Source organism: Shewanella seohaensis (assembly GCF_023283775.1).
Taxonomy (GTDB): domain Bacteria; phylum Pseudomonadota; class Gammaproteobacteria; order Enterobacterales; family Shewanellaceae; genus Shewanella; species Shewanella seohaensis.
In genome coordinates this window covers 41140-65455 of sequence record NZ_JAKILE010000009.1, presented here as the reverse complement: position 1 = coordinate 65455, position 24316 = coordinate 41140, and the positions used below count along the sequence as shown (strand labels likewise).

Below are 24316 nucleotides of genomic sequence, written 5' to 3'. Positions count from 1 at the left end.
ATTTTGTCGACAATTTCAGCATGAGTTGCCGCGACACTTAACTCATCTCGCTTAAGCGACATGTCTGTTCCCTATTAAGGGCTGAATATGAAGGTATCAAACGGCGCGCTGTCTTTGGCGGCATTGCTGATAACGGCATTGTTGATAAATACCAGCTTGTCGGCCTTTGCGGCAACATCGGGCCATTAGGGTGATTTATCCCATGGTGCTAACAATTTTATCGGAGTGAAACCCTGACTATGCAAAAAGTAACTTTTCCAAATCAATACAAGATGAATGTCACGGGCAATCTTTATTTGCCTAAGGATATGAAGGCAGGCGAAAAACGCGCCGCCATTATCGTAGGCCACCCTATGGGTGCGGTAAAAGAACAAAGCGCCGTGCTCTATGCCCAGCAACTGGCCGATCGTGGTTTTGTAACTATTGCCATCGACTTATCCTTCTGGGGTGAGAGTGAGGGCAATCCCCGCAATGCCGTGCTGCCAGACATGTACGCTGAAGACTTTAGCGCCGCGGTAGACTTTCTGGGCACTAGCGAGTTTGCCGACAGAGAGCGCATTGGCGTGCTCGGGATCTGTGGCAGCGGTAGTTTTGCCATTAGCGCCGCGAAAATTGATCCACGCATGAAAGCCATTGCTACCGTCAGCATGTATGACATGGGCGGATTTAGCCGTCATCTCTATGGCAAGTCGTTGACCTTAGCGCAGCGCCAACAAATGATCGCCGAGGCGGCCGCGCAGCGTTATGTGGAGTTTAGCGGCGGTCAAACTCAATACACTGGCGGTACGCCCCATGAAATCGATGAAAACTCTCACCCCATTGCTAAGGAGTTTTATGATTTCTATCGCACCCCAAGGGGAGAGTTTACGCCAGCGGGATCATCGCCTGAGCTGACGACGCATCCGACCCTGAGCAGTAACACTAAGTTTATGAATTTCTATCCATTTAACGATATTGAGTCTATTTCTCCGCGCCCCTTGTTATTTGTTGCTGGCGATGAAGCGCACTCACTGGAGTTTAGCCAAGAAGCCTACAGCCTCGCAGCGGAGCCTAAAGAACTCTATCTGGTAAAAGGTGCTGGCCATGTTGACTTGTATGACAGAGTGAACCTGATCCCCTTCGATAAGTTGACGCAGTTTTTCACTCAATATCTGTAATTTAGCTCACGGGCCAGCGCTTTTGCTGGCCTTGATTATTTCTCGCAGAAGCGTGTCATTCTACGTTTCTGCCTCAATCCACAGGGGATGAAATATGCAAACCATTGGATATGCCGCAGCGTCGGCGAAAAGCCCGCTTGAACCTTATCACTATGAATGCCGTGAATTACGGGACAACGATGTCGCTATCGAAATTCTCTATAGCGGCGTCTGTCATAGCGATTTACATACAGTGAAAAACAATTGGGGCTGGACGGTTTATCCTACTGTACCAGGCCATGAAATCGTTGGCCGCGTGGTGCAAGTGGGCAGCCAAGTGAACAAATACAAGGTGGGCGATCATGTCGCTGTGGGCTGTATGGTCGACAGTTGTCAGGAATGTACCCACTGTCACCACGGTGAAGAGCAGTTTTGTGAGCAGGGTTTTACCCAAACCTACAACAGTGCCGATAGACACACCCAAGAGCTTACCAAAGGCGGCTATGCCAAGCATATCGTAGTGCGCCAAGAGTTTGTGCTGAGTATTCCGGCATCGCTCGACCTTGCTAAAGTCGCGCCCTTACTCTGTGCGGGGATCACCACCTATTCGCCGTTAAGAACTTGGAACGTTGGGCCTGGCAGTCAAGTTGCTGTTATTGGTATGGGCGGTTTAGGCCATATGGCGATCAAACTTGCGGCCGCGATGGGCGCCCATGTGACTGTGCTAAGCCGCTCGGAAAGTAAGCGCAGCGATGCGCTTGAACTCGGTGCGAGTGACTTTTTGATCTCTTCAGATCTTGAGCGCATGCAGCAAGCCGCTAATCGCTTCGAGCTTATCATCGATACCGTGCCAACAAAGCATGACATTACCCCGTACCTGCCATTATTGAATGTGGATGGCACGCTCACCTTAGTCGGTCAAGTGGGGCCGATTGCTGAAGTAAATACTGTGCCTATGGTGATGGGACGTCGCCGTATTGCCGCCTCACTCATTGGTGGCATTGCCGAGACTCAGGAGATGCTCGATTTCTGCGGCCGGATGAACATTTTGCCTGAGGTCGAGATGATCAAAATGGAGCAGATTAATGACGCCTTCGAGCGGTTGGGAAAATCCGACGTGCATTACCGATTTGTGATCGATATGCAGGCATCTTCCTTCTAGGCTTAAGATGGTTATTTCATTTGTTAAAAGAGCGGTTTGCGGACCATTCCCCATGCCGCCATCACTTTTAAATCAGCTTCAGACAACGTCAGCAAAGGAGTTTTTGATGAATACCTTAGAAACAGCATCCATGACACTGATCCCCGCAGGATCGCAACAGCCGATTAAAGGACCGAGTGAATGGTTTACCGGTGAGGTGGTGATCAGCAGCTTATTTAATGCGCCGCCACCAGCGCGGGTGGGTATGGCCGTAGTGAACTTTTCAGCGGGCGCACGAACCCATTGGCATAGCCATCCACTCGGGCAAATGCTATTGGTCACCCAAGGTGAAGGCTGGACCCAGTGTGAAGGGGGGGAGCGCACCACGATTCGCCCAGGGGATTTGATTTGGTGTAATTGTGGTAAGCGTCATTGGCATGGTGCAACAGCATCATCTTCCATGCAGCATGTGGCCGTTCAAGAGGCGCTTGATGGTAAACCTGTTGATTGGTTTGAGCCTGTTACTGATACTGTGTACTTAAATGGCGGCAGTGTCGGCGAGTAACTCAATCACTGGCGCAAGTGCTCGGAATTTAAAAATAAAAGGCGAACTCAGTGTCGCCTTTTTTGCTTTTGATGTTGTGCTTTTGATGATTAGGGCTGTTTATCGAACACCACATCGAGATCGTCGCCGCTAAGCAGTTCGATAAATTCTTCACTAATTGCTTTGCTCATCTCTTGACTCGTCTCGTTACTAAGAGTGCCGAGCGGGATTAAGCCATCGGCATACCCATAGTCCCTATAAAACAGAGCTAAGTTACCCCAAGGGGCATAATAGGTGATATCGCCACGTTTAGCGCTGGTGCCTTTGGGGGCCTGCGCTTTGGTGAGCTTTTGCTCGAGCATGGCGATTTTTTCCGTATTGGCATAGTCCTTAAGCGTTAGCTTTAGGGGTAAGCTGGCGTAGAAATCCTTTGCCGTTGGATTATCGAGGAGGGTAAATCGATACGCTTTGCCGTTTGCGGTCACACTAATGTTCATCGAAGTCTCCTGAGATTACGTCATGGCGTTTTTAACTTGATTTGGTTTAGCTTGCTTTGGTTTAGCTTGCTTTGGCGAAGAGTCGCTAAGCTTGATTCAGGGCTTGTCATATTGAGCTGGGGAGACACTTTCTAGCCATGTGATCACCTTACCCGCGTTGGCTTCTTGTATGGCGATATGCGTCATGGGCGTAATGCTCGTCGCGCCATGCCAATGTTTGACATTCGCAGGGATCTGCACCACATCCCCTGGATGAATTTCAAGGCGTGTTTGACCTTCTTGCTGCACCCAACCCATTCCAGAAGTGACGATTAAGGTTTGCCCCACGGGATGAGTATGCCAATGGGTGCGACTGCCCGGCTCAAAGGTGACTAAGGCGCCAGATGCGCGACCTTCGCCCTTGGCTTGGAATAAAGGCTCTACGCGCACTGGACCGGTAAAATAGTCTTCGAGCCCTGTCACAGGGAGTTGAGTGCCATTGCGGGCAATACTGATTTGCTCAGCAGTAATCACGGTTTTAGGTCTTGCCTCTGACACAGGCACTGATGCTAGTACTGGCTCTGCTGCCTGAACGCCAAGCGTTAACAATAGCAGGGAGCCTAATCCAAAATGCATGGGTTTCATCGATTCATCCTTATTCAATGGCAAAAAAATCACTTATTCGGATCCTTTATTCTTGCCGCTTGCAGGCGCGCAGGGTAGTTCATTCGTCGGTAATGCTTGCCTAATTCTCCAAGAGTTAGGCATTTCGTATGCTAACGCGATAAGTTGCGAGTAAGATAAATTAGAAGGACTAATACCTTGCGATACTGGAGGAAAACGAATGATGCAAGATGAAGAAATGATGGCCTGTTTATCCCAAGGGCTTGCCGACAATGTGGCCAAAAGAACCCTTGGCGTCGAATGGGCATCGTCTGAGGTCGAAGGGCTTGAGTTTTATCGGCAGAATGCGCCCACCTCCAATTCGGTCTGTATTGTCGAGCCAAGTATTGCAGTTGTGGTGCAAGGTACGAAGAGCATGACCCTCGGGGAGCAGGTATTGATCTACGATCCGAGTCGATTCTTAATCACTTCTTTAGAGTTACCCGCCACCATGCAAGTGTTAGAGGCCAGTGCTGAAAAACCTTACCTCGGTGTCGTGCTGAAACTCGATTTGGCGGTGATGAGTGACTTAATGTTGCAAACACCCTTGGCGAGGCATAAGGATACGGTTACCGATCAAGGCATGATTTTAGGCCATTCCACCCCAAGCTTGTTGAATGCTTTCAGCCGGTTAGTCGCCTTACTCGATGAGCCTGAATCGATTCCTGTGCTTGCGCCTCTGATTAAAAGAGAGATTTACTGGCGTGTGCTTATTAGTGAGCAGGGCGCGCGCTTAAGGCAAATTGTCTCGGCGGGCAGCCATGGTTTACGCATCGCCCATTCTATCGAGTGGCTTAAGGTGAATTTTGCCCAACATTTTAGCATTGATGATTTAGCCGATATGACCCGAATGAGTAAATCGACCTTTCACCATCATTTTCGCCAATTGACCTCGATGAGTCCGCTGCAATATCAAAAACGGTTACGCTTGATGGAGGCTCGCCGATTGATGTTAAGCGAGAGCATAGATGCCGCCGCAGCCGCCTATCGTGTCGGCTATGAGAGTCCATCGCAATTTTCCCGTGAATACTCGCGCCTATTTGGTAATTCCCCCAAACGAGATGTCGATATCCACTGGCTATCATCGACCTAAGCTAAGCAAGTAAGCTAAGCAAGTAAGCAAGACACGATAATCTAGAGCCACGGATGTGGAATAACTGATTGGGCTTAAGTGGTTTGGAGTGAGTGATTTGGTTTAAGCACGACAGGGTTACATGGCTTGGAGTCAGTCGTACCGAACAGGCTGATTGTGAGAGCAAAGGCCTGAGAGTGTAAGTTATTCGTAACAAACGAAATCGTTTAAATGATTTATTATGTGCGCTGCCTCATGGTAGGCTTACTAACTCAAGAGACTGCTTAAGTGGCGAGAGCCGCAGACTGGATTTGATGTCAGTCCATCCAATAGATCAAGGTAAAACAACCCCATGACCCAAGCCAAATTCGTTGAAGGTTCGATTCTTCGTCATATCCTCGTGATGAGTTCGACCGCTGCCGTGGGGATTTCTGCCTTATTTGTGGTCGATTTACTCGATATTTTCTTCTTAAGTTTACTCGGCGAACATGAACTGGCCGCGGCGGTGGGCTATGCGGGCAGTATTTCGTTTTTTACGACTTCTATCGGTATCGGCCTGTCGATTGCGCTCGGCGCGTTAGTTTCCCGCTCGATTGGTGCAAAGGATGTGGAGCTGGCTAAACGCCTCTTGCTCAATAGTGCGGCGGTGACCACCTTAATCAGCCTTTTTGTGAGTGTGGTGGTGACCTGTTTTATCCCCGAATTAGTGACTTTGGTAGGGGCGAGCGGCCATACCGCGGAACTGGCCGAGAGTTATCTGTACATTTTGGTGCCTTCTTTACCCTTTATTTGCCTTGCGATGGCCCTTGGCGGTGCGCTGCGTGCCGTTGGGGATGCGAAGCTGTCGATGATGTCGACCTTAGCGGGCGGCGGCGTTAATGCGGTGCTGGATCCGATTTTTATTTTCCTGTTTGCCATGGGGATTGAAGGCGCGGCACTGGCATCGGTGCTTGCCCGTATCGCGGTCTTTATCATTGCCGGGCGCGGTGTGGTGGTAAAACATCAACTGCTGGGCAAATTTAACTTCAGCTATTTTGTTGCCGATCTCAAACCGATTTTCGCCATTGCCGGGCCTGCCATGCTGACGAATATCGCTACGCCCATTGGTAACGCCTTTGTGACCCGCGCGATTGCGGATTTCGGTGATGCCTATGTGGCCGGTTGGGCGGTGCTTGGCAGGTTAGTCCCGGTCACCTTTGGGATGATTTTTGCGTTATCCGGCGCCATTGGGCCGATTGTTGGGCAAAACTTTGGGGCGGGTCGATTCGACCGGGTGCGCGAAAGTTTAACCAAGGCGATTCAATTTTGTACCTTGTATGTGGTAGTGATGTCGCTGCTACTGTTCTTGCTCAAATCGCAGGTGGTGAGCCTATTCGATATGAAAGGCGATAGCGCGGCGCTTATCGAGTTTTTCTGTAGCTATATCGCGGTGTTTTTTACCTTCTCAGGCATTTTATTTGTGGCCAATGCTTCGTTTAATAATCTGGGCAAAGCCAAATACTCTACCTTGTTTAACGTTGGTAAAGCGACGTTAGGCACTGTGCCATTCGTGTATTTTGGCGCGCAGTGGGGCGGGGTATACGGTGTGTTAATCGGCCAAGTATTGGGTTCGATTCTGTTTGGGATCATGGGTGTGTGGGTGGCTTACCGATTAGTCGATAAAGTCGCACTGGCAAGCCGCGCAAACGCAGCACAGCCCTTGGGGAACGATACCGAAGAGGCGCAGGCTAAGTGCCAACAACTGCTGGCGGGGGATGAGGAAGAAATTGCTAATTGTGTTGGCCAAAATCTGCCTTCATCTACGAGTCCGTTTTCATCCTCCCATGTGCAAATGGGGCAATTGACCGAAGAGCAGGAATGCGAGGCGGCCACGGCTGCGGTGGATTTTGATAAAGCGAAACCTAATACGCCCTAAAGAGTCATAAAAACTGATAAAACATAAAGGCCACTAAAAAGTGGCCTTTATGTTTGGCATATCCGCATTCACGGGAAAGCGTTTTATGCGAGTGCGAGCATTCTGAGCGTCACGACACAAAGCGGCTTAGCTCGCAGCCTTATCTTCCGCGCTAGATGCATCGGTACCTGCGCTATCTTGCGCTGCTTCTAAAGCTACTGCTTCAGGCGTTTCGGCTTCGAGACGCGCGCGCTCCGCTTTAGAAATATAACGCGGTTTTGCACCCACTTTGGGTTTCTCGATTTTGTTTTGTTTGGCTTTTTCGCGCTTAGCCATCTTCTTAACGATCTTTTGCTTCTTGTTCATAACATCTCTAATTCGGTTTTTGCCTATACAGGCTGAGTCCAGTGGCTCAATTAAAGCTGGATTCTAACTGAATATTGCCAATCTCTCCATGTTTTGCTGTTGCCTAAGAGGATGGTGGCTAAGTTTTAGCTGGGTATTACCGCGCTAAAGTATGAGCTATTTTGTTTACCGTACTGTTCACCCATGGCCATAACCGCTATATTGACGATCAGTAAAGTATTGACCTTTAAACGGTTTAAGTAAATAAATGCAGATTTAACAGTCGTTAAGTTCCGCATACTACGTGAGTGTTTGTTATGGAGGCGCTTTGTTAACCAAAATCACTTTCTTTGAGCGTTTCGAGCCAGATATTTTATCGGGAGCTAAGACCATTACCTTAAGGGATGAAGCCGAGTCCCATGTGTTCGCTGGACAAATTTTGCCAGTATCGACCTTCGAAGCTGACCGTTGGTTTTGTGATATCAAGGTCATTGAGGTTGTGCCTGTGTTGTTTTCTGCGCTGACAGAGCAACATGCAGCGCAGGAGAATATGACGCTGCCAGAGCTGCGCCGAGTGATCCAAGAGATTTATCCCGGCCTTGAGCAGTTATTTCAAATTCGCTTTTGTGTTTTGAGTACAACGGCAGACGCTATTGACTAACGCTATTGATTAAGCGCTATTAATAAAAAATAGGCTGGCTTGTTTTGATGCAAGCCAGCCTTTTATTGTCATCCCAAAACCACCGCCTCTGGCGGTGGTGATTGTCCCTTAAGGCTATAGCCTGAATAACGCCCATGTTAAAAGAGACCTTCTTATTCACCACAAGTAAGAGGAAACGAGAAACATGGGCGATTACAGAAGTTCATCACATGTTTACTGGCGTTGTAAATATCATATCGTTTGGACGCCTAAGTACAGATTCAAAATTCTAAAAGGTAACCTTGGTAAAGAGCTCTACAGGTCGATTTATATTCTATGCAATATGAAAAGTTGTGAGGTCTTAGAATTAAACGTCCAGATAGATCATGTGCATCTAGTCGTGATAATTCCCCCAAAGTTGTCAGTATCCACATTAATGGGGATATTGAAGGGTAGGAGCGCAATAAGGCTTTTTAACAATTCCCTCATGTTCGTAAGAAGTTATGGGGAAATAGCTTTTGGGCGAGGGGTTATTTTGTTGATACGGTAGGCGTAAATGAGGAAATCATAAGACGCTATGTTCGCCATCAAGATAAGCAAGATCTAGAGCATGATGCTCAATTGTCGCTACAGATGAAGTAGGTGTAAGGAAATAGCCCCTTCCAGGGGCAAATCAAAGCCGCCTTCTAAGAAGGCGGATTCTTTACTTTCCAAGTGGAATGCGAACTTAAATCGCAAACATCAATTCACTATACCGTCCAAGGTAAGAGTTTTTGGGCGATGCGGTTTGATTCACCTAGGCGCACCGCGGCGCGATAACGCATTCTGTAGAGCAGTTGGTAGCACAAGGGAACCAAATACAGACTCGTCACCGTTGAGAACGACAAACCGCCGATAATGGCGATAGCCATCGGTGAGTAGGGTGGACCACCGCCGCCGATTTGGGTTTCGCCCATCGCCAGTGGCACTAGGCCCAGCACTGTTGTTCCTACCGTCATTAGCACTGGGCGCAGACGGGTAATACAAACTTCACGTATGGTATCTGACAGCTTATCGAGTTCAGGCGTCATTTGGTTGATTTGGTCGACCAATACGATGCCGTTATTCACCACAATTCCCATGAGAATCAAGATCCCTATCATGGCCATGACTGACATAGGCGTGCCTGTGAGCAGCAAAGCCCAAAAGACGCCTGTGATCGAGAACAGAATCGAGGTGATAATCGCCGTCGGTAATAATAAAGATTCAAACAGCGCCGCCATTACGATGTAAATCATGGCAATAGCAAGCAGCATATTGATAGCCATGACGCTCTGATCTTCATCCTGACGCTCAAACCCACCGCGCAGCGAATAGTTATAACCATTCGGGAAGCGCACGTTTTCCATCACCTGTTTGATCTTAGTTTGGGCTTCCTCTGTGGTGAGCTTGTCTAAGTTCGCGCCGATTGAAAGCGAGGTTTGGCGATTGTAGTGCTTGATGGTATCGAACCTAGGTAAAATCTCGATACTGGCAAGGTTATCAAGGGTATACAGGCGTTGGTCGATACGCACGATGGGCAGTTGCTTGAGCTTCTCGAGGGATTTTTGCCATTCCTTCTCATAGGCCATTTCGATACGCAGCTCCCCATTGGGATCGTGCCTAAATGAGCGCAGCGGTGAACCACGTAGTGCCATGGAGATGCTAGAGGCCACTTCGTTGAGTTTTAAATCCAGTCGTGCCGCCATCTGCCGATTAATGCGGATCACCACTTCCTGCTGCGCACCGTTCACTTCGGAGCGTACATCCACTAAGCCTTTGATATTGGAGAGCAGGGGTAAAACTTGCTCACTCAAATGGATAAGCTCCGAGGTGGAGCGACCTGTGAGCGTGACACGTACGCCCGAATTATCATTACCCCAGCCAAATTGAGGTTTCGCGATGGAGAATTTAGGAAAACCGCTGCGGATTTTCTTCTTTAACTCATCCAGTGGCATAGGTAGGTCTTTTTTCAGCAAAATCACCGAGGAAGCATCGTCAGGTGCATAGTAGCTATACACTGAGTCGATATGGAATTCCTCTTTATTATTATAAAGATACTCTTCCATTTGGCTCACCATTGCTTCGGTCACATTGAGATTATGGCGACCTTCTACTTGGTAGTTGATGTAAATACGCTCCTTGCTTTGGCTGTCCTCCTGATCCTGCTTGACCATCGACAGCGGCAGGGCGGTAGAGACCAAAATGGCCACCGAAATTAGGCCTGAACGCCAAGGGCGCAGCAGCACCCAATTGAGGCTACGGTTGTAGAAGTTTTGCAACTTACCCGGTGCTTTCTCTGGCGCGATATCGAAGTGAAACTTAGTCAACATCAATGGAATTAATGTTTTAGCCACTAACAGTGAGGCCGCCAGCGAAATACAAATCGCAATCGCCACATGCTCAAGGAAGATGGTGAGCTCGACTTTTACCCCGAAGATATTGGGTAAAAACACGATAGCCGTGGTCATAGTGCCCGCAAGTACGGCAAGACTGACCTTATCGACCCCTGTCATGACCGCGTTTTCATTATCCTCTGCGCTATTGGTGGCTTTGCCTTGCTTCTCCTGCAGCACACTCTCGGTGACCACTACAGCGTTATCGATAAGCATACCGACCGCTAATAACAGCCCCATCATCGACAGAATGTTTAAGCTGTAACCTAGCAGGTACATGGCGGCCAGTGTCATACCAATCGAAATCGGCACTGAGGACACCACAATCAAGGTCATCTTGAAGTTTCTCAGGAATAAATACAGCACGATAAAAGACAGCAAGGCGCCGATTAATCCCGACAGCAGCAGATCCGAGAGGGAAGATTTTACCCCAGAGGCTTGATCTTCCATGATAAACAAGCGGATACCTTGGAATTGTTGATCTTGCTTGGCAAGCTCAATCACCTTTAATACCCGATCAGACACTTCCACTAAGTTGGCGCCGGATTCTTTAAACACATCCAGACCCACAGCGTAATGCTTATCTAAGTGACGACCTTCGACCCGTTCAGGTAGCGCAAATTGCACATCGGCAACGTCACCTAAGGTCAGCCCCGGTAATAGCACTAGGGCTTTAATGTCCTCTAAATTACGAAATTCGCCCTTAGGAGACACCTGATAAACCAGATTACTTTCCCTTAAGGTGCCAGCGCTGAGTACAAAGTTTTCGCGGCCGAGACGTGTCTGTAACTCGGTTGCCGAATAGCCACTGGCGGCGAGGCGGTTGGCATTGATCCTGACCTCAATCTGCTTTTGCTCAACCCCATAGAGATTGACTTTAGACACCCCTTCGACCCGCTCCAGCGGGCGCTTGAGCTGTTTATCAAGCAAGTCGAATGCGCCAGAAAGCTCGCGGTCGCTCGAAATCCGTATGGTCAATACCGGCATGTCAGCGGTGGAGAATTGGCGGATAAACACCCGCTCAACATCCTTGGGTAATAAGTGTCGCACCGCATCGATTTTTTCCCGCGCTTCTAAGCTTTTAGTCGCAACGTTTTCGCCCCATTTCATATTGATTTCGATTTCAGCGCCTTCTTGGGAAGACTCAGATTCGAGCTCATCGATACCGCCCATAGTGGCGAGGGACTCTTCGAGCACCTTAGTGATATCGCGCTCGACTTCCGCTGGGGTTGAGCCTTTGTAAGGCACTTGCACCACGATTTGCGGAATATCGATACCAGGGAACATTTCGAGCGGCAGTAGGCGGCTAGAAGCCAGACCAAACAGCAAGATAGCAAAGAAAAACATGCTGGTGGTGACTGGGCGTTTTATCGCTAAACGGGTGAGGTTCATAGGCGAGCCTCCGCGGTTTCTGCCGTGTTGTCTTGCGCTGTGGCGGTATGTTCAAACTTTTTACGGTCAAACAGGGCATAGAGCACAGGGATAACAATCAGGGTCAACAGGGTCGAGAGGCTCAGACCAAAGATCACAGTAATCGCCATCGGTGCGCGGACTTCTGAGCCATCGCCTAAACCTAACGCCATTGGCAGCAAACCTAAGGTGGTGGTTAAGGTGGTCATCATAATCGGGCGCAGACGGGATTTGGCCGCGACCTTAATGGCCTCAAGCTTGTCCACGCCTCCGGTGCGCAGCTGATTAATTCTATCTACCAGTACGATGGCGTTGTTGACCACAATCCCCGCGAGCATGATAAGGCCGATAAACACCACCACACTCAAATGGGTTTGGGTGATATAAAGACCAAGCACGCTACCTGCCAGCGCCATCGGCACGGCGAATAAAATTAGCAGCGGATGCAGCAGTGATTCGAATTGACTCGCCATCACTAAGTACACCAGGAAAACCGCTAGGATCAGCGCAATCTTCAGTGATTGGAATGAATGCTCCATTTCCTCATTTTGTCCACCAAAGCGTGCTTGAACCGAGGCGGGCAACACCTGTGCAGACAAAATTTGCTGCGCTTCGGCCACCGCATCACTTAAGTCGCCATAGGCAAGGTTGGCCGATACTAAGGCCACTCGTTGTTGGCTGATGCGGTTAATCGCCGAGGGGCCTAATTGCAATGACACTTCGGCCACGGCGCTTAGGGCAATCGGTTGCTGGCTGTTCGGGTTGATGATGAGTGCATCGATATCACTGATTTGATCCCGCTCATCCAGTTCGCTACGCACTAAAATATCAATTTTGCGGTCGCGGACTGTGTATTGGCTGGCAACTGTACCGCCAACGCGCTGGGCAATACGATTGGCGACTGTGGGCGCATCCATGCCTAAGGCGGCTAAGCGAGCATGGTCGAAGCGAATGCTGAGTTCTGGCTGACCATCACGCAGGCTAGTATTCACATCGGCAAAGCGATCGGAGGCGGAAAGCGCCTTAACCAGATTATCGGCACTGCGCTTAAGTAAGTGTAAATCGTAACCCGAAAGCTCAATCTCCAATGGGGTTTTAAAGCTAAAGAGTTCAGGTTGCTCGATTTTAGCTTCCAGCTCTGGAATGCGGCGCGCGGTATCACGCAGCACTTGTGTCACCTGATGGTAAGCCGTGTGATCGCTCAGTACGACCTGTAAACGTCCCCAGTTTTCGCCACCACGTGCGGTATCAGAGGTCATTAGGCCGCCGCTGCCCGCTTGGCTGTAGGCATGCTTGACTTCGGGTCTATCTTTAATCGACATCGCGAGTTGTTGCAGTACTTTATCGGTTTCACCGACCGCAGTGCCAGGAGGCAGCAGGATCTCCACATAAAACTCCCCTTGGTTCATCGGTGGGATGAGCTCCATGCCAAGGCGGGGGAGCAAGCTAATACAGGCGCCAGTGATCCCTATGGTCAGTAACAAAGTGGCGACTTGTTTACGCAGCGCCATTGCCAATAGTTTGTGATAAACCGACTCGATAGCGTGGTAAACAAAGTTAAAACCACTGCTGAGTGGGCGCATCACTAACCCAAGCAGCCAAGAGAAGAAACGGCCAATCACTAACGCTAAAGTCAGCAATGCACTCGGTAAGTAGCTAAAGAGCAACACAATCGGGAAGGAAAATACCGTCGCACTATAGTGTTTTAACTTACCGAGCTTAGTAGTGGGTTTCTCCTTCGGGGTTTTCTTGATGAGTTCTGGCAGTGCTGTAAAGCCTTCGCGGGAGGCCAGCATTGGAATTGAGGTTAATGCCACCAAGAGTGATGCGAGTAGGGCAAAGGTCACTGTGAGGGCTTGATCAGAGAATAGGGCGCCCGCAATACCATCGACAAATACCAAGGGGACAAACACTGCAAGCGTGGTCATGGTCGAGGCGAAAATCGCACCCGCCACTTCTTTAGTCCCTGTCACTGCCGCATCTAACTTGTTCATGCCTTCGCTACGGCAGCGGTCGATGTTCTCCAGCACCACAATAGCGTTGTCGACTAAGAGACCGATAGCGAGCGCAATACCGCCTAATGACATGATGTTTAAGCTGATATCGGCAAAGTACATCATGTTAAAGGTGGCAATCACCGAGAAGGGGATGGAGATTGAGATGATCAGCGTCGGGATAATATTGCGCAGGAACAGGTAAATCACCAACATAGACAAAATGCTGCCCATTAGCGCAGAGGAGGTGACTTCGCTTACGGCACTCTCAATAAACTCGGACTGGTCGTAAATCACTTCCAGTTTGTTTTGCTTAGGATCTTGGTTGATTTTGACTAGCTCATCGCGCAGCTTCTTGGCCACCGCGACCGTGTTGGCATCACCTTCCTTATAGATAGCCAGTTCAATCGACTCTTGGCTGCCGATACGGGTGATATCGCTACGCTCTTTAAAGGCATCGGTAATGGTGGCAACTTCAAATAGACGTACTAAGGTCTGTGCGTCGCGATAGACGATGACTTGCCCCAGTTCTTCCAATGAATTGAATTGGTTAAGGGTACGAACCAGATATTCGCGGTCGCCTTGGATCACTTTACCCGCAGATAAGTTGATGTTTTCCTCGTTGATGCGGCGTTTAATATCATCGGCATTCAAATTGAGCTGGGATAATTTTTCCTGATTGAGCTGAATATGCACTTCCTGCTCTAAACCACCGGATAAACGCACCGCAGCTACACCTGAAAGGGCTTCTAAACGGCGTTTAAGTTCTTCCTCCGCGTAGGTACGCATCTGCTTGAGTTCGGCCTCTGATGCATTCGGGACTGACAGCGCGAGGCGCATAATTGGATCTAAATTGGGGTTAAAGCGCAGCAATAATGGCTTTTTAACATCCAGTGGCAGGGCGATAGTGTCGAGTTTTTCGCGCACATCGAGGCTTGCCATATCCATTGTGGTGCCCCATTCAAACTCGAGTACCACATCGGACATGCCAGAGCGGGAGATAGAGCTTATCTTACGCAAGCCTTTCACCACACCGACGGCTTCTTCAATGGGTTTTGAAACCAGTTGCTCCACTTCAACGGGCGCAGCACCGTCGTACATGGTTCGAATGGTCAAGGTGGGGTAGCTTAAATCGGGTAGGAGTTTTACCGCTAAGCGCGAAAACCCTACCATACCGAATAACATAATGGCCAGCATGAACATCCATACTGTGACAGGCCGTTTAACTGAGGTGCTGATGATTGACATGAAAGACTCCTATCAGTTCTTCGCTGAGGCCAAATGGAGTGGGGTAATGACTTCAACTAAGGATTGGTCTTTCAAATTTTGCTGGCCACGGGTCACGACTTGTTCGCCGGGTTTGAGGCCGGAGACCACTTCCACCGCGTCGCCTTCACGGTAACCAATTTCGACTTCACGGCGGTTGGCGCGATGGTCTGCGCTCGTGCCGTCAATCACATACAGGGCTTGTCTGTTGTCTTGGTTGATCAGGGCGCTGTAGGGCACGGTTATTACATTCTCATGGGTGTCATACTTCAATTCGACCCGAGTGAACATACCGGCCTTTAAATGGGCATTCTGATTCGGTACGGCTAACGTCACTTTAAAGGTGCCGCTCTGTGGGTCGACCACTGGGCTGATGCGCAGTACTTTCGCGTGGATAGCGTTTTTGCTCTGTTGATTGCTAAAGACTTGGGCTTCTTGGCCTAAACGCAGGCTAGTTAATTGCTGCTCGGGTAAATGCACAATCCCGTGCAGTTCGTCTTGATTGACGATATAAAACAGATCCCCAAACTCTTTCGCCATGTTACCGGCCTTCACATAACGCTTAGCAATAATGCCATTGATGGGGGAGACCACATGGCTTTCTTTGACTTGTAGTTCGGCAAGATCGCGTTTGGCGATAGCAGCTTGTAGGTTGTACTCAAGCTTGGCCATCGAGTCGGCACTGATAAACTCTTTGTTGCTCATTTTCTTTAAACGGTTTAACTCTTGCTCGATGATTTTCACTTCGGCTTCGGAGCGGTCGAGATCGTATTGCTGACGTTTAGCATCGATAACCGCGAGGATTTGGCCTTTTTGTACCCGGTCACCTTCTTCGACATTAATGGCTTCGATAAGGCCGGCAATGCGGCTGACGACATTGGCTTCCTGCGGAGCTTCGAGGGTCGCCGTAGTGCTATAAAACGAAGACACATTACCCTGCAGTACGGTAGTGGTTTCGACGGGGATGGCATATTGTTCTTCTTTTTTAGCCACTTCCTCTTCGCCGCATGCCGCTAACATTGACACTAACAGCACGGGTAGGGCGAACTTAGCAATTTTTGACTTTTCCATAAGAGTATTACCTGTTGTCATTTTTGTGATGCCATCTTAAAGCGAAAAACATGCCAAAATTAAAAATACATTAATTTCAGTAGATTAACTTAAAATTATGAGATTGTGGATTAGGCAAACTTACTAAATGTAGCTAAAAAGTTTAAAAAGTGATGAGAAATGCTAAATAACCTGTGGGGGGAGATTGGCTATTGTGCTAGCGGGACTGATGGGAGAGAGAAGGGCGGGGATAAAAAATATCAATAAAAAAGCGCCCAGAGGGCGCTTTTATCGATAAATGCAGTTTAACGTTTATCTTGGCTAACGAAGTCACGCGCAGTCTCGCCAGTATATAGCTGACGTGGACGGCTGATCTTGTGACCTGGTTGATCCAACATTTCTTTCCAGTGAGCAATCCAACCCACGGTACGTGCTAATGCAAACAGTACAGTGAACATGCTAGTTGGAATACCAATGGCTTTCATGATGATGCCAGAGTAGAAATCGACGTTTGGATAGAGTTTCTTCGAAATGAAGTACTCGTCTTCCAGTGCGATACGTTCAAGTTCCATTGCAACATCTAATAATGGATCTTGTACTTTCAGCTCTTTTAACACTTCGTGACAGGTTTCACGCATGACTTTGGCACGTGGGTCAAAGTTTTTGTAAACACGGTGTCCGAAGCCCATCAGACGGAATGGGTCGTTCTTGTCTTTCGCACGGGCGATGAATTCAGGAATACGGTCCACTGAACCGATTTCTTCTAACATTTGTAGACAAGCTTCGTTCGCGCCGCCGTGTGCAGGGCCCCATAGAGAAGCAATACCCGCAGCGATACACGCGAATGGATTCGCGCCTGAAGAACCGGCTAAACGTACGGTTGACGTTGACGCGTTTTGTTCGTGATCCGCATGTAGAATGAAGATACGGTCCATAGCACGTTCAACGATTGGGTTTACCTTGTACTCTTCACAAGGAACGGCAAACATCATGCTTAAGAAGTTGCCTGCGTAGCTTAAGTCATTGCGTGGGTAAACGAATGGCTGGCCAGAAGAGTACTTGTAGCACATAGCGGCAATCGTTGGCATTTTGGAGACTAAGCGATAAGCGGCGATTTCGCGGTGGCGAGGATCGTTGACATCGAGTGAGTCTTGATAAAATGCAGACAATGCACCAGTGACACCACATAACATCGCCATAGGATGAGCATCACGACGGAAACCTCTAAAGAAGAAGGCGAGTTGCTCATGAACCATAGTGTGGGTTTTTACTGTGTGTACAAATTCAGCATATTGCTCTTTCGTCGGCAGTTCACCGTAAAGCAGCAGGTAACACAGGTCTAAGTAATCTGAGTCAACGGCGAGTTGCTCGATTGGATAGCCGCGGTGTAACAATATACCTTGATCGCCATCGATATAGGTAATTGCAGATTCACAGGAGGCTGTCGCGAGAAAACCTGGATCAAAAGTGAAGTAACCCTTGCTGCCAAGTTTACTGATATCGATTACGTCAAAACCAGCGGATCCTTGCTTTACTGGCAATTCTATCGAGTCGTTCCCTGGTAATTCTAATTTGGCTTTTAAATCAGCCATACCCCGTTCTCCTTACTTCGTTCTTATCTGTGAGTGCGGCATGTCAAACCGCCATTACTTTACAGCCATTCTAGATCACATTTCAATTTAAATAAGCGTTTAAATTTGTTAGACCATGGTATAAATCTCTTTACTTTCCTTGGTGCAGCTGGCACTTAGGTGAAAATATCCTTAAAAAAACAAAATTTGCATTCTGTGATGTTTGTATTTGACATTTCGCGCGAGTATACTTGCCTCCGCCTAATAATGGCTGCAAACGATGATGTTAAAACACCCTTTGTTTACATGTTAAATAAGTGAGTGTTCAAATAGTTATCTGTTTGTTTAAACTTTGCTTTTGTGTTTACTTTTGCCCTGATTTACCCCTCGGTTTAAAGTTTGTACAAAAGCGGTTCACATAACAAAAAAAATGCTCAATGGAGCTGAGTGAGCAGAACGTGAAAAAGCAAAGACCTGTCCATTTAGATCTGCAGACCATTCGCTTTCCTGCAACAGCGATTGTGTCAATTCTTCACCGTGTATCCGGTGTCATCATGCTGTTCGCTGTTGGCATTCTTATTTGGTTGCTAAATTCATCTTTAGCCTCCGCTGAAAGTTTCGCAGGCGTACAATCTCTGTTTGATAACTTCGTTGTGAAGTTCATCATGTGGGGCATTTTGACTGCACTGGCTTATCACTTATTCGGTGGCCTACGCCACTTAGTAATGGATACCGGTCGTTGGGAAGAGTTGGCTTCGGGCACCGCCTCAGCGAAAGCTGTATTTGTACTGACGGTAGCCTTTTCAATTTTAGCGGGGTTATGGGTATGGTAACCAATGCAGCAAGTTTTGGACGCAGTGGTGTTCATGACTTTATTCTACTACGCGCTAGTGCAGTAATCCTCGCCTGTTATACCATTTTCATGGTTGGCTTTATTGCATGTAGTTCCCCTCTCACCTATGACGTTTGGCACGGCCTGTTTAGCGCTCTGCCAATGAAAGTGTTTACCCTGCTTGCGCTGGTTGCACTGCTTGTTCACGCCTGGATTGGTGTATGGCAAGTATTGACGGATTACGTCAAGTGCACTTCGTTACGCGGTGTTTTACAGTTCACCTTCGTCGTCACCGTCTTTTGTTATCTGGCGGCCGGCATTGTTATTGTGTGGGGTGTCTAAGTGAGTATTCCAGTACGTGAGTTTGATGCTGTAGTGATTGGTGCCGGCGGTGCCGGTATGCGCGCAGCATTACAGATTTCTAAAGAAGGTAAGAGCTGTGCGCTTTTATCTAAAGTATTCCCAACTCGTTCTCATACTGTTTCTGCGCAGGGTGGTATCACCGTTGCGTTAGGTAACGCCCATGAAGACCATTGGGAACAACACATGTACGATACCGTAAAAGGTTCCGACTTTATCGGTGACCAAGACGCTATCGAATTCATGTGTCAAACCGGTCCAGAAGCCATTATTGAACTCGAGCACATGGGTTTACCCTTCTCTCGTTTCGATAACGGTAAGATTTACCAACGTCCTTTCGGTGGTCAATCTAAAAACTTCGGTGGTGAACAAGCGGCGCGTACCGCTGCAGCGGCAGACCGTACTGGTCACGCACTGCTTCACTGCTTATACCAACAGAACGTTAAACACAAAACCCAAGTGTTTTCTGAGTGGTATGCCCTCGATTTAGTGAAAAACCAAGACGGTGCCATCGTAGGTTGTACTGCGATTGAAATCGAAACGGGTGAAATCGTTTACTTCAAAGCCAAAGCCACTGTACTCGCGACTGGCGGTGCTGGTCGTATCTACGCATCAACCACAAACGCACACATCAATACCGGTGACGGTGTTGGTATGGCAATGCGTGCTGGTGTTCAGATGCAAGATATGGAAATGTGGCAATTCCACCCAACCGGTATCGCTGGTGCGGGTGTACTTGTGACTGAAGGTTGTCGTGGTGAAGGCGGTTACCTGCTGAACAAAGACGGCGAGCGTTTCATGGAGCGTTATGCACCAAACGCGAAAGACTTAGCATCTCGTGACGTGGTAGCACGTTCTATGATGACTGAAATCCGTGAAGGCCGTGGTTTAGATGGTCCATTAGGCCCACACTGCTTGCTGAAACTCGACCACTTAGGTAAAGAGACCTTAGAAGCCCGTCTACCAGGCGTGTGTGAACTTTCTCGTACCTTCGCGCATATCGATCCGGCCGATGGTCCAATCCCAGTTCTGCCAACCTGTCACTATATGATGGGTGGTCTGCCCACTAAGGTGAGCGGTCAAGTTATTCGTAAGAATGACGACGGCAGCGAGCAAGATGTGGTTGGTTTATTCGCAGTAGGTGAGATTGCCTGTGTGTCTGTACACGGTGCTAACCGTTTAGGCGGTAACTCTCTGCTCGACTTAGTGGTCTTTGGCCGCGCTGCGGGTCAACACTTAGGTAAAGCACTCGATGAGACTGCGGATCCAAAAGATGCGACCGATGCGGAAATTCAAGCGACTTTAGCACGCTTAAACCGCTGGGAAAGCAACAAGTCTGGCGAAGACCCAGCGCAAATCCGTAAAGATTTACAACTTTGCATGCAATTAAACTTCTCTGTATTCCGCCGTGGCGATGCAATGGCAGAAGGTTTAGAGCAGTTAAAAGCTATCCGTAAGCGTTTAGAAAATGCCAAATTGTCTGATAACTCTCGTGAATTCAACACTCAACGTATTGAATGTTTAGAGTTAGACAACCTGATGGCGACGGCAATTGCCACCGCTTATGCTGCTAATTTCCGTACAGAGAGCCGTGGTGCTCACTCACGTGAAGACTATTTAGAGCGTGATGATGATAACTGGTTATGTCACACCCTGTTTGACCCTGTGACTGAAACCATGGACCGTCGTGCTGTGAATATGGCGCCTAAGTTACGTGAAGCATTCCCGCCGAAGAAACGTACCTACTAGGAGTTGCAAAGATGAAATTGGAATTTGCAGTTTATCGTTACAATCCTGATGTAGATACAAAACCTTACATGCAGGATTACAGCCTTGAAGTGGCTGAAGGCTCTGACATGATGGTGCTTGATGCACTGATCAAGTTAAAAGAACAGGACCCAACGTTAGCGTTCCGTCGCTCATGCCGTGAAGGTGTTTGCGGTAGTGACGGTGTGAACATGAACGGTAAAAACGGTCTGGCTTGTATTACGCCAATCTCTACCTTCAAAGGTAAGAAGTTGGAAATTCGTCCACTGCCAGGTATGCCAGTCGTACGTGACTTAGTGGTTGATTTAACTCAGTTCTACAAGCAGTACGAGAAGATCAAGCCGTTCCTCATCAACGATGAGAAGATGCCTGCTCGTGAACATTTACAGTCACCTGAACAGCGTGCGCATTTAGATGGTCTGTACGAATGTATCATGTGTGCATGTTGTTCTACGGCTTGTCCATCGTTTTGGTGGAATCCTGATAAGTTTATCGGTCCTAGCGGTCTGCTACACGCTTACCGTTTCTTGATCGACAGCCGCGATACAGCGACAGAAGAACGTCTTTCTGAGCTGGACGACGCCTACAGCGTGTTCCGTTGCCACGGCATCATGAACTGCGTTGACGTCTGTCCAAAAGGACTTAATCCGACTAAAGCAATTGGTCACATTAAGTCAATGCTACTTAAGCGAGCTGTGTAATGCGAGAACCCGAGCTTAAATCAATAATAATATAGCTCTCGAAGAGTCACTTTCTGGGTATAGAAGGTGGCTCTTTTGTGTATGTAATGGAAGACAACGCGCCGTGAAATCTGGATATCTAGGGGCGGCAAAATTTATGCGTCGAAGGTAATTGCTTGAGATTGCATATAAAAACTATGGCTAAGCACGTGTATAAAGTTTGAAAGGAATAGCAATGCACCAAGGCATCATGAAAGCCTGGCTCGAATCATCTCACTTAAGTGGTGCAAATTCGACCTACGTAGAAGAGATGTATGAAGCCTATCAAGAAGACCCACAGTCAGTCTCTGACGATTGGCGTGCGGTATTTGATAATCTCCCTCCGGTGAACGGTGCTTCTAAAGACGCGCCTGAAGCGGCTCACTCCAAAGTACGTGATTATTTTCGCAGTTTAGCGATGGACGGACGTCATAAGAGCGCCGCTCGTGTGACCGATCCTGAGTTGGATGCTAAGCAAGTTAAAGTGCTACAGCTGATCAACGCCCACCGTTTCCGTGGTCACCAAGGGGCTAACCTCGACCCGTTAGAATTGTGGAAACGTGAACCTGTTGCCGATTTAGATCCCGCATTCCACGGTCTGACCAAAGAAGACATGGAACGTGAGTTCAACACTGGCTCGTTCGCCCACGGCGGCGAAACCATGAAGCTGGCTGACTTAGTCAAAGCGCTAAAAGCCACTTACTGTGGTTCGATTGGCGCCGAATACATGCACATTACCGATACCGATGAGAAGCGTTGGATCCAACAACGTCTCGAACCATCCTTAGGTAAAGCCAACTACGATAAAAGCGTTAAGACCCGCATTCTCGAAGGCCTAAATGCTGCTGAAGGCATTGAAAAATATTTAGGCGCTAAATTCCCTGGTGCAAAACGCTTCTCGTTAGAAGGCGGCGATGCGTTAGTCCCTATGATGCGCGAAATCATTTATCGCGCAGGCGAAGCGGGCACTAAAGAAATCGTAGTCGGTATGGCTCACCGTGGTCGTTTAAACGTACTGGTGAACGTGTTAGGTAAGCGTCCAGCAGAACTGTTTGACGAGTTCGCCGGTAAGCACGCCGATACCCACGGTTCAGGCGACGTAAAATACCACCAAGGTTTCTCTTCAGATTTCGAAACGCCGGGCGGCAACGTGCACTTAGCACTGGCCTTTAACCCATCACACCTTGAAATCGTTAACCCTGTGGTTATGGGCTCTGTCCGTGCTCGTCAAGACCGCCGTGGTTGTAAAGACGGTTTACAGGTGATGCCAATTACGATTCACGGTGACTCTGCAATTGCTGGTCAAGGTATCGTGCAAGAGACATTCAACATGTCTCAAACCCGTGGCTTTAAAGTGGGCGGCAGCATCCGTATCGTTGTGAACAACCAAGTTGGTTTTACAACGTCAAACCACTTTGATGTGCGTTCAACTGAATACTGTACTGACATCGCTAAGATGGTTCAGGCACCGATTTTCCACGTGAACTCTGACGATCCAGAAGCCGTTGCCTTTGTTGCACAGCTTGCTGTTGATTACCGTAACGAGTTTAAACGTGACGTGGTGATTGACTTAGTGTGTTACCGCCGTCATGGCCACAACGAAGCTGACGAGCCAAGTGCAACTCAGCCATTGATGTATGCCAAGATCAAGAAACACCCAACGCCACGTAAGATCTACGCTGACAAACTGATCGCCGAAAACAGCATCGGCGCTGATGAAGTGACCAGCATGATCAACACCTACCGTGACGCCTTAGACCAAGGTGACTGTGTGGTGAAAGAATGGCGCCCAATGACACTGCACACTGTGGATTGGACTCCTTACATTGGCCGTGAGTGGGACGAAGCGTATCAAGCATCTCTGCCACTTGAGCGTCTGCAAAAGCTGGCTGACAAGCTCAGCTACGTACCAGAGAGCCACCCGCTGCATTCACGCGTTGCTAAAATTTATGGCGATCGTGTTGCGATGGCGAAGGGCGAGAAGTTACTCGACTGGGGCTTTGCTGAAACCTTAGCTTACGCCACGATTCTTGAAGACAAGCAACGTGTTCGCATTACAGGTCAAGACTCTGGTCGTGGTACTTTCTTCCACCGTCACGCGGTTCTGCACAACCAAAACGATGCGACAACTTACTTACCACTGCGTAACTTGTCTGAAGACCAAGGTCCAATCGACATTACTGACTCAGTATTGTCTGAAGCATCAGTACTCGCCTTCGAATACGGTTATGCGACTGCGGAACCTGGTGGTCTGGCGATTTGGGAAGCCCAATTCGGTGACTTTGCTAACTGTGCGCAAGTGGTTATCGACCAGTTCTTGTCTTCTGGTGAGCAAAAGTGGGGCCGTCTGTGCGGTCTGACTATGCTGTTACCACACGGTTACGAAGGTCAAGGTCCAGAACACTCAAGCGCCCGTTTAGAGCGTTTCTTGCAGATGTGTGCTAACCACAACATGCAAGTCTGTGTGCCATCAACGCCTGCACAGGTTTACCATATGCTGCGTCGCCAAGTGGTGCGCCCAATGCGTCGTCCACTGGTGGTGATGTCACCTAAGTCATTGCTACGTCACCCATTAGCGGTTTCTAGCATGGAAGAATTGGCTAATGGCAGCTTCCAAAACGTGATCGGTGAAATCGATACGTTAGAAGCGAGCAAGGTCGATCGCGTCGTGTTCTGTAGCGGTAAGGTATACTTCGAGCTGCTGGAAAAACGCCGTAAAGAAAACATCAATAACATCGCAATAATCCGTGTCGAACAGTTATATCCGTTCCCACATGAAGAAATGGTTGCAGCTTTAGCTGACTACCAACATGTGAAGGATTTTGTATGGTGTCAGGAAGAGCCGCAAAACCAGGGTGCTTGGTACTCAAGCCAACATCACTTCTGGGCTGCTATCCCTGCGGGTGCAAAACTGACCTACGCTGGCCGTGAAGCGTCTGCTGCACCAGCCTGTGGTTACCCAGAGCTGCATGCTCACCAACAAGAATCTTTAGTGAACAGTGCCCTAAAGCTGTAATAGCTA

General features: G+C 48.6%; 18 protein-coding genes and 1 pseudogene. 12 read left to right on the top strand and 7 right to left on the bottom strand.

The window, feature by feature from the left end:
* Nucleotides 1-239: 239 nt before the first annotated feature.
* The 3 genes from L2713_RS12025 to L2713_RS12015 all read left to right on the top strand — a co-directional run bounded on the left by L2713_RS12025 (nt 240) and on the right by L2713_RS12015 (nt 2842).
* Complete coding sequence (locus L2713_RS12025) at nt 240-1157, top strand: alpha/beta hydrolase (protein WP_248968064.1); 918 nt, start codon at nt 240-242, stop codon at nt 1155-1157.
* A gap of 94 nt (nt 1158-1251) precedes the next feature.
* On the top strand, nt 1252-2298 hold the full coding sequence (locus L2713_RS12020) for an NAD(P)-dependent alcohol dehydrogenase (protein ID WP_248968063.1): 1047 nt from the start codon (nt 1252-1254) through the stop codon (nt 2296-2298).
* A 106-nt stretch (nt 2299-2404) separates the two neighbouring features.
* Nucleotides 2405-2842 (top strand): (R)-mandelonitrile lyase, encoded by a 438-nt coding sequence (locus L2713_RS12015; RefSeq protein ID WP_248968062.1) that lies wholly within the window; start codon nt 2405-2407, stop codon nt 2840-2842.
* A gap of 89 nt (nt 2843-2931) precedes the next feature.
* Here the strand turns inward: L2713_RS12015 and L2713_RS12010 are convergent, their stop codons facing one another.
* Nucleotides 2932-3318 carry a cyclophilin-like fold protein gene (locus L2713_RS12010; protein WP_248968061.1) on the bottom strand — a complete coding sequence of 129 codons (387 nt, stop codon included), beginning with the start codon at nt 3316-3318 and terminating at the stop codon, nt 2932-2934.
* Between the two features lie 96 nt (nt 3319-3414).
* Entirely contained in the window at nt 3415-3942 is a 528-nt protein-coding gene (locus L2713_RS12005; RefSeq protein WP_248968060.1) for a (R)-mandelonitrile lyase, read from the bottom strand.
* 199 nt (nt 3943-4141) lie between these two features.
* Here L2713_RS12005 and L2713_RS12000 point away from each other — a divergent pair, with 199 nt between their 5' ends.
* Both L2713_RS12000 and L2713_RS11995 read left to right on the top strand, forming a co-directional pair.
* Nucleotides 4142-5053, top strand: coding sequence for an AraC family transcriptional regulator (locus L2713_RS12000; protein ID WP_248968059.1), 912 nt, complete (start codon nt 4142-4144; stop codon nt 5051-5053).
* Nucleotides 5054-5384: 331 nt separating this feature from the next.
* On the top strand, nt 5385-6947 hold the full coding sequence (locus tag L2713_RS11995; protein ID WP_248968058.1) for an MATE family efflux transporter: 1563 nt from the start codon (nt 5385-5387) through the stop codon (nt 6945-6947).
* A 126-nt stretch (nt 6948-7073) separates the two neighbouring features.
* Here L2713_RS11995 and L2713_RS11990 read toward each other — a convergent pair whose 3' ends face one another.
* A complete protein-coding gene (locus tag L2713_RS11990; protein ID WP_248968057.1) occupies nt 7074-7292 on the bottom strand; it encodes a DUF2986 domain-containing protein in 219 nt (72 codons plus the stop codon).
* 307 nt (nt 7293-7599) lie between these two features.
* Between L2713_RS11990 and yqfB the strand changes: the two genes are divergently transcribed.
* Together yqfB and tnpA are read left to right on the top strand one after the other, a co-directional pair.
* Entirely contained in the window at nt 7600-7932 is a 333-nt protein-coding gene (yqfB, locus tag L2713_RS11985) for a N(4)-acetylcytidine aminohydrolase (RefSeq protein WP_248968056.1), read from the top strand.
* A 184-nt stretch (nt 7933-8116) separates the two neighbouring features.
* Nucleotides 8117-8553, top strand: a pseudogene (gene tnpA / locus L2713_RS11980) (IS200/IS605-like element ISShes4 family transposase).
* Nucleotides 8554-8660: 107 nt separating this feature from the next.
* On the opposite strand, the gene L2713_RS11975 reads toward tnpA, so the two are convergent.
* The 4 genes from L2713_RS11975 to L2713_RS11960 form a co-directional block, all read right to left on the bottom strand.
* The gene (locus L2713_RS11975; protein WP_109287788.1) at nt 8661-11717 is read right to left on the bottom strand and encodes an efflux RND transporter permease subunit; all 3057 of its coding nucleotides are present in this window, start codon (nt 11715-11717) and stop codon (nt 8661-8663) included.
* Nucleotides 11714-14977 (bottom strand): efflux RND transporter permease subunit, encoded by a 3264-nt coding sequence (locus tag L2713_RS11970; RefSeq protein WP_248968055.1) that lies wholly within the window; start codon nt 14975-14977, stop codon nt 11714-11716. The genes L2713_RS11975 and L2713_RS11970 overlap by 4 nt, the downstream gene beginning before the upstream one ends.
* A 12-nt stretch (nt 14978-14989) precedes the next feature.
* Nucleotides 14990-16066 (bottom strand): efflux RND transporter periplasmic adaptor subunit, encoded by a 1077-nt coding sequence (locus tag L2713_RS11965; RefSeq protein ID WP_248968054.1) that lies wholly within the window; start codon nt 16064-16066, stop codon nt 14990-14992.
* Nucleotides 16067-16350: 284 nt separating this feature from the next.
* Nucleotides 16351-17637 (bottom strand): citrate synthase, encoded by a 1287-nt coding sequence (locus L2713_RS11960; protein WP_011622409.1) that lies wholly within the window; start codon nt 17635-17637, stop codon nt 16351-16353.
* A 416-nt stretch (nt 17638-18053) separates the two neighbouring features.
* Between L2713_RS11960 and sdhC the strand changes: the two genes are divergently transcribed.
* From sdhC to L2713_RS11935, 5 genes are all read left to right on the top strand, one after another.
* Nucleotides 18054-18449 (top strand): succinate dehydrogenase cytochrome b556 subunit, encoded by a 396-nt coding sequence (gene sdhC, locus L2713_RS11955; RefSeq protein WP_011622410.1) that lies wholly within the window; start codon nt 18054-18056, stop codon nt 18447-18449.
* Nucleotides 18443-18790 carry a succinate dehydrogenase, hydrophobic membrane anchor protein gene (gene sdhD / locus L2713_RS11950; protein ID WP_011622411.1) on the top strand — a complete coding sequence of 116 codons (348 nt, stop codon included), beginning with the start codon at nt 18443-18445 and terminating at the stop codon, nt 18788-18790. The genes sdhC and sdhD overlap by 7 nt, the downstream gene beginning before the upstream one ends.
* Entirely contained in the window at nt 18791-20557 is a 1767-nt protein-coding gene (sdhA, locus tag L2713_RS11945) for a succinate dehydrogenase flavoprotein subunit (RefSeq protein ID WP_011622412.1), read from the top strand. It begins immediately after the preceding gene.
* Between the two features lie 11 nt (nt 20558-20568).
* The gene (locus L2713_RS11940; RefSeq protein ID WP_011622413.1) at nt 20569-21276 is read left to right on the top strand and encodes a succinate dehydrogenase iron-sulfur subunit; all 708 of its coding nucleotides are present in this window, start codon (nt 20569-20571) and stop codon (nt 21274-21276) included.
* Nucleotides 21277-21490: 214 nt separating this feature from the next.
* Nucleotides 21491-24310 (top strand): 2-oxoglutarate dehydrogenase E1 component, encoded by a 2820-nt coding sequence (locus tag L2713_RS11935; protein WP_248968053.1) that lies wholly within the window; start codon nt 21491-21493, stop codon nt 24308-24310.
* Nucleotides 24311-24316 lie beyond the last annotated feature (6 nt).

What these genes read in the sequence shown, in the direction of transcription:
- L2713_RS12025 (WP_248968064.1), top strand. Translation starts at nt 240, where the DNA reads ATGCAAAAAGTAACTTTTCCAAATCAATACAAGATGAATGTCACGGGC.
- L2713_RS12020 (WP_248968063.1), top strand. Translation starts at nt 1,252, where the DNA reads ATGCAAACCATTGGATATGCCGCAGCGTCGGCGAAAAGCCCGCTTGAA.
- L2713_RS12015 (WP_248968062.1), top strand. Translation starts at nt 2,405, where the DNA reads ATGAATACCTTAGAAACAGCATCCATGACACTGATCCCCGCAGGATCG.
- L2713_RS12010 (WP_248968061.1), bottom strand. Translation starts at nt 3,318, where the DNA reads ATGAACATTAGTGTGACCGCAAACGGCAAAGCGTATCGATTTACCCTC.
- L2713_RS12005 (WP_248968060.1), bottom strand. Translation starts at nt 3,942, where the DNA reads ATGAAACCCATGCATTTTGGATTAGGCTCCCTGCTATTGTTAACGCTT.
- L2713_RS12000 (WP_248968059.1), top strand. Translation starts at nt 4,142, where the DNA reads ATGATGCAAGATGAAGAAATGATGGCCTGTTTATCCCAAGGGCTTGCC.
- L2713_RS11995 (WP_248968058.1), top strand. Translation starts at nt 5,385, where the DNA reads ATGACCCAAGCCAAATTCGTTGAAGGTTCGATTCTTCGTCATATCCTC.
- L2713_RS11990 (WP_248968057.1), bottom strand. Translation starts at nt 7,292, where the DNA reads ATGAACAAGAAGCAAAAGATCGTTAAGAAGATGGCTAAGCGCGAAAAA.
- L2713_RS11975 (WP_109287788.1), bottom strand. Translation starts at nt 11,717, where the DNA reads ATGAACCTCACCCGTTTAGCGATAAAACGCCCAGTCACCACCAGCATG.
- L2713_RS11970 (WP_248968055.1), bottom strand. Translation starts at nt 14,977, where the DNA reads ATGTCAATCATCAGCACCTCAGTTAAACGGCCTGTCACAGTATGGATG.
- L2713_RS11965 (WP_248968054.1), bottom strand. Translation starts at nt 16,066, where the DNA reads ATGGAAAAGTCAAAAATTGCTAAGTTCGCCCTACCCGTGCTGTTAGTG.
- L2713_RS11960 (WP_011622409.1), bottom strand. Translation starts at nt 17,637, where the DNA reads ATGGCTGATTTAAAAGCCAAATTAGAATTACCAGGGAACGACTCGATA.
- sdhC (WP_011622410.1), top strand. Translation starts at nt 18,054, where the DNA reads ATGGAGCTGAGTGAGCAGAACGTGAAAAAGCAAAGACCTGTCCATTTA.
- sdhD (WP_011622411.1), top strand. Translation starts at nt 18,443, where the DNA reads ATGGTAACCAATGCAGCAAGTTTTGGACGCAGTGGTGTTCATGACTTT.
- L2713_RS11940 (WP_011622413.1), top strand. Translation starts at nt 20,569, where the DNA reads ATGAAATTGGAATTTGCAGTTTATCGTTACAATCCTGATGTAGATACA.
- L2713_RS11935 (WP_248968053.1), top strand. Translation starts at nt 21,491, where the DNA reads ATGCACCAAGGCATCATGAAAGCCTGGCTCGAATCATCTCACTTAAGT.